The following is a 10,065-nucleotide window of genomic DNA, read 5'->3' on the forward strand; positions in this document are numbered from 1 at the left end:
AATTTTTAAAATGAAATATTCAAGAGAAATAGTTAAAGCAGTAGTGATTGGAATTGTAATTTTTGCAATACTTCAAGGCATAAATATTGTAATCACTAGAAGTTTACCAAGTCTTCTTTCATTAAAATGGAATTTCATTTTTACAATGTTGTATAGTGTTGTACTTTATTTTGCCAATGCTTTAATTTTTATTCAATTAGATAAGTATTTTGAAAAGAACAGATTTCATTTAAAAAGATTAGTAATTGGATTTTTAGCTTCGTTTTTTGTTTCGGGATTAGCTATTTTCTTTTTGCGAATGTTGGAAGACGTTGGGTTTGAAAACAAAACGATTCAAGAATTTATTCAAAACGAAATGCCCGCTAATTATGTTGTGGCAATGGTGATTACGATTATCGTTTCGTTAGTAGTTCACCTGGTTTATTTCTACAAATCGTTTCAGGAAAACAAATTAAAAGAGCAAAAAATCATTGCAGGAACGGCTTCGGCACAATTTGAAAGTTTAAAAAATCAAATCGATCCGCATTTTCTTTTTAATAGTTTGAATGTATTGAGTTCGTTAATCGAGGAAAATCCCGAAAGTGCTCAAAAATTTACGACTTCGCTTTCCAAGATTTATCGCTATGTTTTGGAACAAAAAGATAAGGAATTAGTTTCGGTAGCTGAAGAATTACAATTTGCCAAAACGTACATGAATTTACTAAAAATGCGATTTGAAAACAGCATCACTTTTGAAATTCCGGAAGGTTTTGATAACGAAGAAGCTAAAGTAGTTCCGTTGTCGCTGCAATTGTTATTAGAAAATTGCATCAAGCACAATGTAGTTAGCGAAGCAAAACCGCTACATGTAAAGATTAGTATTGAAAATGGTCAGTTAGTCATCACTAACAATCTTCAGAAAAAAGAAGTTTTACAAGACCGAAAAGGCGTAGGATTACAAAATATTGTGAATCGCTACGGAATTTTAACCAAAAGAAAAGTATTGGTAGAAGAAAACGAAAAAGAGTTCAAAGTATTTCTACCGATTTTAACAAAACAAATTAGTATTATGGAAACAACATACAATTATAATGAACAAACGGCTTACGACAGAGCGTCAAGAAGAGTCAAAGAAATAAAAGAGTTTTACGGAAGTTTAATTTCCTATTGCATCGTAATTCCGGTTTTAGTGTTTATCAATTTTAGAACTTTCTCAGGATTTCAATGGTTTTGGTTTCCGATGTTAGGTTGGGGAATGGGATTAGTTTTTCACGCTTTTAGAGTTTTCGGTTACGGAAGTTCGTGGGAAGAACGAAAAATTCAAGAGATTTTGAAAAAAGATCAAGACAAAAGCAATAAGTGGGAATAATTAAATTTTAAAAAATAAGAAATTATGAGTTTACAAGATAGAATCAATAGTAGAATGGATAAAGAAGCGTTTAAAAACTTTGTTCCATCAAATGCAGAAGAAGCAAGATATTATGAAGCAGTTAAAAGAGTAAAGAAAATTAAAGGATTTTATACACACGCAGTTGTTTATTTGGTTATTAATATTATGATTGTGATTATCAATATTCAAAACTTAAAAGATGGCGAAAGTTATTTTCAAGCGCATAATTTCTTCACCGCTTTCTTTTGGGGATTAGGATTATTAGCTCACGGATTATCAGTATTTTTACCTGATTTTATCATGGGACAAAACTGGGAAGAACGCAAGATAAAGGAATTTATGGAGAAAGAAAAAGCGAATAAGTGGGAATAATTAGTCGCAGTTTTCAGTCGCAGTTGACAACACAAGAACTTGAAACCTGAAACTTAAAACCTGAAACAAAAATACAATGAACATATTAATTATCGAAGACGAAAAACCAGCAGCACGATTGTTGCAACGCAAGGTTGAAAAATTAGGATTGCAAGTAAATACGATGTTACATTCTGTGGAAGAAGCTATTGCTTGGTTTCAAAACCATCCGCATCCTGATTTGATTTTTTTGGACATTCAATTGTCTGATGGTTTGTCGTTTGAGATATTTGAGCAAATTGATATTAAAAGCGCCGTGATTTTCACAACCGCTTATGATGAATATGCGTTACGAGCTTTCAAATTGAATAGTATTGATTATTTGTTGAAACCAATTGATGAAGAAGATTTAGAGGTTGCGGTCAATAAATTCAAAGCCAGAAACCAAGCACAAAATATTTCATTAGATTTTGAAGCGATAAAGCGCATGTTAATCAATCCAGTTGAGAAAGAATACAAAAAGCGTTTTTCGGTAAAAATTGGACAACAACTAAAAGTCATTTCAATTGATGAAGTAGAATGTTTTTATAGCGAAAACAAAGGAACTTATATTCACACCTTAGACAATAGAGATTATCTAATCGATTCTACTTTAGAAGTTGTTGAAGCCGAAATCAATCCAAAAGAATTCTATCGCGTAAGCCGAAAATTCATTGTTCCACTGAAAGCAGTAAAGGAAATTCAAGTGTATTCGAATTCAAGATTAAAAATCATTTTACCAACATACAAAGACGATGAGGTGATTGTAGCAAGAGAACGTGTTGGTGATTTTAAGGAATGGATTGGTTGATAAAGAATTGTTAATTAACAGCAAACAAAATAAATATCTCACTATTTTTGATAAAAAAGTAGATGAGATATTTTCGTTTCATAGTAATTTCGATTTTCTTTTTGAGTTTTTCTGCGAAAGCTCAAGACTTAATTACGTTTCAAAACTTTGACGAATTGAATGCTTACATTCAAAATAATTCAGAAAAATCTTTAGTAATTAATTTTTGGGCAACTTGGTGTGCGCCTTGTGTGAAAGAGTTGCCTTATTTTCAAAAATTACATGAAGAAAATCCTAATGTAAAAGTCGTAACTGTAAGTTTAGATTTTGATAAACAAGTGGAAAATAAATTGAAACCGTTTCTTAAAAAAAAGAATTACACTTTTGTAACCACTTATATGGCTGATAAAAAATTCAACAATTGGATTTCAAAAGTCGATGAAAATTGGTCGGGTTCCATTCCAGCTACTTGGATTATTAATGGAAATAAAGGCATTTTCGTAGAACAAGAATTTGCTTCGTTTGAAGAATTAAATCAGTTTGTAAATGAATCACTAACCAAATTAAATTAATATGAAATCGCCACTTAAACAAGTTTGCCTAAGCAAACACCAATAAAAAAAGGCGATAACATATATGACCGATAACAAATAAATTTTACATATATGAAAAGAATTGGATTTTTTGCCTTATTAATGGGCGTTTTAATGAGTTTTACAAATCCTACAGGTTATAAAGTAGGAGATAAGGCTACTGATTTCAAATTAAAATCGGTCGACAATAAAATGTACAGCATGGCGGATTACAAAGACGCGAAAGGATTTATCGTAGTTTTTACTTGTAACCATTGCCCGTTTGCCGTAAAATATGAGGATAGAATTATTGATTTGGCTAAGAAATACAAATCAAAAGGCTATGTTTTGTTAGCAATTAACCCAAATGATCCAGCAGCGCAACCAGAAGATAGTTTCGAATTGATGCAAAAAAGAGCTAAAGAGAAGAAATTCTCATTCCCGTATTTATTTGATGAAGGTCAGAAAATTTATCCGCAATATGGTGCTACGAAAACACCTCACGTATTTTTATTAGATAAGAATTTAGTTGTGAAATACATTGGAGCAATAGATGATAATGTTGAAGATGCTTCTCAGGTTAAAGAAAAATATTTAGAAAATGCCATTGCCGCATTGGAAAAAGGTGAGGAACCAACACCAAATACAACGAAAGCAATTGGTTGTTCTATTAAGGTTAAAAAGTAATAAAAAAGGCGAAACATTTGTTTCGCCTTTTTTAATCTCTTAAAAGTTCATCGTTACAATAATCATTGTAAAAAATAATCATTTCAGGGATAGTATATTTTGTAAATGTTTTATTGTTTACTTTTTCAATTAATTCAGGACAGTCAGAAAAATATCTTTCAACTCTTGTTTTGAAGCTAAAAACTATATCAATTGCCTTTTCATTATTAGGCATTTTTATAAAATATTCTTTAATAGATTTTACTGGGTTATTGGGATTATTATTTATATCAAAGTCATTACTGGTTTTTCTAACTTCATAATTTATTCTTGAAACAATATTTGTTATGATAATTTCTTTGGGTAATTCATATAATAACACATTTCCTTCTTCAATTAATTCCATTATCCGAGGTTTTCTGTATTTATCTGAGCTTACATATTCATATTTTTCTATAAATCCATATCCAACAAAATGAATTGCATAAACCGAATTATAATCCCACTCGGTTAGCTCGTCTTTTTGTTCAAGTTTGAAATAAATTTTATCATTTCTAACTTCTCCAAAACCCTCTAATGAAGTAGAATCATTAAAGAAAATAACAACTTCTCTATGTTGAGCGTTCAATGTATTTAAACAGAAAAAAGTAAAAAACAGAAGAATTATTCGGCTCATTATTTACTAAATCTATGCAACGTAAACGTCATCGCTGTTAATAAAAAGAACGCCATAATTTGATGTGCTAATCCTAACCAAAGAGGCACGTGGAATAATAATGTAAAAATCCCTAAGATGAATTGAATGAAAACAAAAACCAACAACGTTTTAACTCCATTATCTTGCGTTTTGTCCAACACAAATTTTCTACTTTTTATAAATAAGAAAACAATCATTCCAACTACAAAATAGGCAAAAGTTCGGTGAATAAATTGCACGCCACTTTTTCCTTCTGTAAATGCTAATAATAAATTCGATTGTTCTAATTGTATACTCTCATGAAAGAATTGTCCATCGCTCATTAACGGCCAATGATTGTGAATTAAACCAGCATTTAATCCCGCTACAAATCCACCATAAATAATTTGAATGATAAGTATTACCAAAGCAATTCGGGCAATTTTTCGCAATTCTAAAACAGGTAATTTTCTTTCAGGATAAATTAAATCTAAAGCAACCCAAAGTGTATATGCAAACGTAATAAAAGCAAACGTTAAGTGAATTGCTAATCTAAAGTGACTCACATCGGGCATGTCTTTTAAACCGCTGGCTACCATGAACCAACCCAAGAATCCTTGAAAAGCTCCCATTCCCAATAGAATGAAACATTTTTTGATGGTTTCATTATCTAATTGTTTTTTGATTAGGAAATAGATGAATGGAATAATGAAAACCACACCAATAATACGGCCAATAAAACGGTGAAACCATTCCCAAAAGAAAATGAATTTGTAATCGTCTAATTGAAAATCTTTATATTGATTTACTTTTTGATATTCTGGATATTTCTTGTATTCTTCAAAAGCTTCCACCCATTTTTTTTCTGACATAGGAGGGAAGGTGTCGTTGATTAAATGCCAATCGGTCATGGATAAACCAGAGTTGGTTAAACGTGTAATTCCACCAACCGTAACCATGATAAATAACAAAACACATCCCGAAAGTAGCCAATAAATGACTGATTTATTTGTTTTCATTTTTCTTGATATTCAAAAAGCACCCCAAATTTACATAATGTGCATTTGAAAAGTGCTTTAACAGATTATAATTTTTATACTTTTTTCAATCCCATTTTTGAAGCTTTGTTTAGGACAAAATCCTTAGCAGCTTCGTATTCGTTCGGAATTTCACCTTCTAAAATAGCTTCTTTAACGGCTTCTTTTAGAACTCCAATCTCTCTACAAGGTTTTAATCCGAATAGTTCCATAATTTCTTCACCCGAAATAGGTGGTTGGAAAACACGAACGCGGTCTTTCTCTTCCACTTCCACAATTTTTTCTTTTACTATGTCGAAGTTCTTGTGGTATTTCTGAAATTTCTTTGGATTTTTTGTAGTGATATCGGCTTTACATAAGGTCATCAAACTATCGATATCTTCGCCTGCATCAAAAACTAAACGACGAACCGCGCTATCGGTAACAATATCTTCCGCAATGACGATTGGTCTCGAACTCATCATCACCATTTTTTGAACGAATTTCATCTTATGATTCAAAGGCATGTGCAAACGTTCAAATATTTTTTTGACCATTTTTCCACCTAAAAATTCATGTCCGTGAAACGTCCAACCTTGTTTTTTGTTGAATCTTTTGGTTGGGGCTTTTCCAATATCGTGTAACAATGCCGACCAACGCAACCAAACATCATCAGTATTTGGACAAATATTATCCACAACTTCTAAAGTGTGATAAAAATTGTTTTTATGTGTGTGACCTTCGACTTCTTCGACGTTATTTAAAGCTGTAAGTTCAGGTAAAATGATATCTAATAAACCCGTTTGGTACAAATGTAAAAAACCGATGGAAGGTTTATCTGAAGCTAAAATTTTATGCAATTCATCAACAATTCGTTCTCCTGAAATGATGTTAATTCTATCTTTATTTTTAGAAATCGCATCTAAAGATTCCGATTCGATTTCGAAATTCAATTGCGTAGCAAAACGAATCGCACGCATCATTCGCAACGGATCATCAGAATAGGTAATATCTGGATTTAAAGGTGTTTTGATGATTTTGCTTTTCAAATCTTCCACACCATTAAAAGGATCAACTAAATCACCAAAGTTTTCAGAATTCAATGAAAAAGCTAAGGCATTTATTGTGAAATCTCTTCGTTCTTGGTCGTCTTTTAGCGTTCCGTTTTCTACTAATGGATTTCGGCTATCGTGTGTGTACGATTCTTTTCGAGCACCTACAAATTCCACGTCAATATCATCGTAGCGTAACATCGCTGTACCGTAGTTTTTAAAAACTTGCACTTTTGGATGGAAAGGAATCAATTCAGAAACTTTTAAAGCTAGTTCAATTCCGCTACCAACGGCAACGATGTCAATGTCTTTTTTATGGTCTCGGTTTAATAATATATCGCGGACAAAACCACCAATTACATAGCATTCCAAGTTGAGTTCTTGAGCTGCTTGCGAAATGATTTTGAAGATGTTATGTTCTAAATGTTGTTTGTAATTCATGCTTTTTGTTTCAAGTTTCAAGTTCAAAGTTTCAAGTTATTGAATGCTTTGTGCTTAAAACGAAATTATTTGCGAATCACTTTTACTTGGCTATCTAAACCTAATTTAATTATCGTAGAAGGATTTTTGCAAACTTTATCGTGCTGCAAATTTACTACATAGTCGACACCTTTTATAATTTCGGGACTAATTTCTTTGAAAGTTTTTGGTGTAGGTTCTCCAGAAATATTTGCTGAAGTAGAAACTAATGGTTTTTTCATGCGTTCCATCAACTTAAAACAAAAAGGTTCCGTTACTATTCGAACGCCTAAAGTGCTATCTTCTGCGACGATATTTTTGGCTACATTTCGAGGATTATCTAAGATTAAAGTGGTTGGTTTTTCCGATAAATCTAGAATTTGCCAAGCCACATCAGGAATTTCTTTGAAAACGTTGTACATCATGCGTTCGCCATTCATCAAAACAATCATGCTTTTGGTTTCTTCACGTTGTTTTAAAGTATAGATTTTTTTTACAGCTTCTTCATTAGTAGCATCGCAACCAATTCCCCAAACGGTATCGGTTGGATATAAGATAATGCCGCCATTTTTAATGACTTCGAATGCGTTGTGTACTTCTTCTGGTATATTCATTAGTAAATCTTTAATTTTTTATAAAATCGATTACTGTTTTTTTAATTTTTTCTTTTACTGAAATAAAATCTTCTTTATTTGTAAAAGATGATTTTAAACTGAATTTTTCACCTTGCTTTAATAAATCACAAGATAATTTGGTTCCGTTTGTGTGGATAATGTGAAAAAATTCTTTAATTCCATTTAGTCTACAAGAGCTTACGTTATGGTCGTTTGGAATATCAATATACAACGTAGGAGTTCCTAAAGATAAACTTGGCAAAGCACAATGAATTCTAGATGTAACTACATATTTTACCGAAGCATATTTTCTTAATAATTCTTCACCATAAGCAAATATTTCGGCATCATTGTTGAATTTATCAGCTGGCATATAGTGTTTTACGTAGATTGCTTTTTTTAAAACTTCGTCCTCGAATATTTGAGAAAATGATCGATAAAAATCTAAAGTTTTTCTCCAACTTTTTTTGTTGTTATATCTAATGTATTTGGAACGGATAACACTAATAGTATTAAATTTCGTTATCAATAAATACATACGAGTTAATTGATCAGCTAAACCTCTTGCTTTTTTATATCTTGGGTCAACAAAGTAAATGTTGTCGTTTTTTTCGTTTGAACAATATTTTTCTGATAATGTTAAGGTAAGACAACCTGTGTAATAACATTTTACTCCTAAACTTTCTAAAAACTCGAGTGTAAAGTAATCTCTGCATCCAATAGGTTCGTTTTTTTTATAAAAATTAACAACTTCTTCCTTTCTAAAATGTGAATGTACTGAAGTGTTAATATGATGCGAAACCAATAAAGGTGTTATTTTTTCCGAAGGAGGAAAATTTTCCCCGTTCATTAAAAACCAACCATTCATAATTAGTTTTACCTGTTCTCCATCGTATTTGTTTAAAGCTTCTCTACTAATTAAAATAGGATCTTGATTGTTTAAAAATTGTTTAGCGGCTAAACTTTGGATATAGTCACCAATATTTAATCCATTGTCTGTGAAATCATATTTTAATAAAGCTTCTTTCATGCTTGAATTCTTTAATTTTATGTATTTATGAAAATAGTAAAATATTTTTAATTATGCTATTTTATAATAGTTTTTGTTTATTTTATTGAATGAGCTTTGATAAATAAATTTATATAATTTAAATAGTATTTTCATAGCAAAATTTCTATTCCCGTATAAGTCTAGAAGTTGAATAGATTTTTTATTTATAATGTAGTTGAATATAAAAATTTTTTTTTCGATTTTCATATTTAGTTTTACAATATTTCTTTCCACGTTTGTTTTGTTAAAGCAAATTTCAATTTTCTTAAAAATTTCTTCTTTGTTAGTATCAATACATTTATCAATAAGTTCTAACATGTAGATTTTTAAAAAAATGATATATACTCCAATTAAATCTTTTGTTTTTTTGTTGTTGCACTTTAGATAGTACTTATCATAAATTTGCTCAATTATCGTTAAATAGTCAAAAATATTCTTTTGTTTAATGTTTTTCGTTATTGCATTTTCATTACTTACGTTGTAATAGTAGGTTGTTTTTTCTGAACAAAAAATCGTATTTGCCTTTAACATAGTTTCAAAATACCATAACACATCTTCATGTAAGATTCCATTGTGAAATTGCAAGTTATGATTTTTTAAAAATTCTAAACGATACAAACGATTTTGCGCTATACAAGTCGTGGTGTTTTCAACCATGAATTTAATAAAACTATCTTCAATATTATGAAGTAATTCATTTTTTGTCCATTCATTTAAAAGATGTTTAACAGGTTGTAATTCCTGACCATTTGTACATAAGGTTTGACCAAAAACGATATCGATATTCTTATTTGACTCAATAATTTGAAATAAATCAGTTAAAGCATTTTCGGGGATACTATCATCAGAATCTAAAAAAAAGATATATGCTCCCTTTGCAAGATTAATACCGTAATTTCTTGTACTTGATAATCCTTTATTTTCTTGAGTAATAAAACAAAATCGGTTGTCGTCTTCTATTTCATTATTAATAATTTGTTTGCTGTTATCTTTGCTACCATCATCAATAATTATACATTCCCATTCTGTAAAGGTTTGATTTTTTATTGAGTTTATCGTGTTTTTTATGAATGATTCTCCATTAAAACAAGGGACAATAATAGAAATAGAAGGCCTCATATAATGCTCTATTTAATTAAACAAATATATTATTATTTTTAGATATTAAATAGTTATATTGAGTACTGTAATTAGCAATTAATGTGTTACTTTTATTTTTATAATAATTCAATAACTTATTTAATATATTTTAGCTGAAAATAAGTAATAATCTAATGAAGATACTTTATTTCTACCCCGAAAATCCAGCCGCTTTAAATCAAGGAAATAATACCAGAGCGTTTGCCTTGCTTCAGTATTTTAAAAATAGAAATCATAAAATTGATTATGTAGGAGTTGCTTCAAAATCAT

Annotated in this window: 11 protein-coding genes; 5 read left to right on the top strand and 6 right to left on the bottom strand. The window is 30.3% G+C overall.

The window, feature by feature from the left end; translation table 11 throughout:
• The first annotated feature begins 10 nt into the window (after positions 1–10).
• The 5 genes from L6Q46_RS04245 (at position 11) to L6Q46_RS04265 (ending at position 3,808) form a co-directional block, all read left to right on the top strand.
• Positions 11–1,348 carry a 2TM domain-containing protein gene (locus L6Q46_RS04245; RefSeq protein ID WP_291283261.1) on the top strand — a complete coding sequence of 446 codons (1,338 nt, stop codon included), beginning with the start codon at positions 11–13 and terminating at the stop codon, positions 1,346–1,348.
• Positions 1,349–1,372: 24 nt separating this feature from the next.
• The gene (locus tag L6Q46_RS04250) at positions 1,373–1,741 is read left to right on the top strand and encodes a 2TM domain-containing protein (RefSeq protein WP_111566790.1); all 369 of its coding nucleotides are present in this window, start codon (positions 1,373–1,375) and stop codon (positions 1,739–1,741) included.
• Positions 1,742–1,817: 76 nt separating this feature from the next.
• On the top strand, positions 1,818–2,570 hold the full coding sequence (locus L6Q46_RS04255; protein ID WP_291283262.1) for a LytTR family DNA-binding domain-containing protein: 753 nt from the start codon (positions 1,818–1,820) through the stop codon (positions 2,568–2,570).
• A 62-nt stretch (positions 2,571–2,632) separates the two neighbouring features.
• Positions 2,633–3,121 (top strand): TlpA disulfide reductase family protein, encoded by a 489-nt coding sequence (locus L6Q46_RS04260; protein WP_291283263.1) that lies wholly within the window; start codon positions 2,633–2,635, stop codon positions 3,119–3,121.
• A 93-nt stretch (positions 3,122–3,214) separates the two neighbouring features.
• Positions 3,215–3,808, top strand: coding sequence for a thioredoxin family protein (locus L6Q46_RS04265; RefSeq protein ID WP_291283264.1), 594 nt, complete (start codon positions 3,215–3,217; stop codon positions 3,806–3,808).
• Positions 3,809–3,839: 31 nt separating this feature from the next.
• On the opposite strand, the gene L6Q46_RS04270 is transcribed toward L6Q46_RS04265, so the two are convergent.
• The 6 genes from L6Q46_RS04270 to L6Q46_RS04295 form a co-directional block, all read right to left on the bottom strand.
• Complete coding sequence (locus L6Q46_RS04270; protein WP_291283265.1) at positions 3,840–4,415, bottom strand: hypothetical protein; 576 nt, start codon at positions 4,413–4,415, stop codon at positions 3,840–3,842.
• Between the two features lie 47 nt (positions 4,416–4,462).
• The gene (locus tag L6Q46_RS04275) at positions 4,463–5,482 is read right to left on the bottom strand and encodes a COX15/CtaA family protein (protein ID WP_291283266.1); all 1,020 of its coding nucleotides are present in this window, start codon (positions 5,480–5,482) and stop codon (positions 4,463–4,465) included.
• A 74-nt stretch (positions 5,483–5,556) separates the two neighbouring features.
• The gene (locus tag L6Q46_RS04280; RefSeq protein ID WP_291283267.1) at positions 5,557–6,972 is read right to left on the bottom strand and encodes an HD domain-containing protein; all 1,416 of its coding nucleotides are present in this window, start codon (positions 6,970–6,972) and stop codon (positions 5,557–5,559) included.
• Positions 6,973–7,037: 65 nt separating this feature from the next.
• A complete protein-coding gene (locus tag L6Q46_RS04285; RefSeq protein ID WP_291283268.1) occupies positions 7,038–7,604 on the bottom strand; it encodes an L-threonylcarbamoyladenylate synthase in 567 nt (188 codons plus the stop codon).
• A 10-nt stretch (positions 7,605–7,614) separates the two neighbouring features.
• Complete coding sequence (locus tag L6Q46_RS04290; RefSeq protein ID WP_291283269.1) at positions 7,615–8,634, bottom strand: polysaccharide pyruvyl transferase family protein; 1,020 nt, start codon at positions 8,632–8,634, stop codon at positions 7,615–7,617.
• Positions 8,635–8,685: 51 nt separating this feature from the next.
• Entirely contained in the window at positions 8,686–9,774 is a 1,089-nt protein-coding gene (locus L6Q46_RS04295) for a glycosyltransferase family 2 protein (RefSeq protein WP_291283270.1), read from the bottom strand.
• Positions 9,775–10,065: the final 291 nt, after the last annotated feature.

Source organism: Flavobacterium sp. (assembly GCF_023151265.1).
Lineage (GTDB): Bacteria > Bacteroidota > Bacteroidia > Flavobacteriales > Flavobacteriaceae > Flavobacterium.

Coding starts and splice junctions, on each gene's coding strand:
- L6Q46_RS04290 (WP_291283269.1), bottom strand. CDS start 8,634: ATGAAAGAAGCTTTATTAAAATATGATTTCACAGACAATGGATTAAAT.
- L6Q46_RS04250 (WP_111566790.1), top strand. CDS start 1,373: ATGAGTTTACAAGATAGAATCAATAGTAGAATGGATAAAGAAGCGTTT.
- L6Q46_RS04265 (WP_291283264.1), top strand. CDS start 3,215: ATGAAAAGAATTGGATTTTTTGCCTTATTAATGGGCGTTTTAATGAGT.
- L6Q46_RS04295 (WP_291283270.1), bottom strand. CDS start 9,774: ATGAGGCCTTCTATTTCTATTATTGTCCCTTGTTTTAATGGAGAATCA.
- L6Q46_RS04260 (WP_291283263.1), top strand. CDS start 2,633: ATGAGATATTTTCGTTTCATAGTAATTTCGATTTTCTTTTTGAGTTTT.
- L6Q46_RS04275 (WP_291283266.1), bottom strand. CDS start 5,482: ATGAAAACAAATAAATCAGTCATTTATTGGCTACTTTCGGGATGTGTT.
- L6Q46_RS04255 (WP_291283262.1), top strand. CDS start 1,818: ATGAACATATTAATTATCGAAGACGAAAAACCAGCAGCACGATTGTTG.
- L6Q46_RS04285 (WP_291283268.1), bottom strand. CDS start 7,604: ATGAATATACCAGAAGAAGTACACAACGCATTCGAAGTCATTAAAAAT.
- L6Q46_RS04245 (WP_291283261.1), top strand. CDS start 11: ATGAAATATTCAAGAGAAATAGTTAAAGCAGTAGTGATTGGAATTGTA.
- L6Q46_RS04280 (WP_291283267.1), bottom strand. CDS start 6,972: ATGAATTACAAACAACATTTAGAACATAACATCTTCAAAATCATTTCG.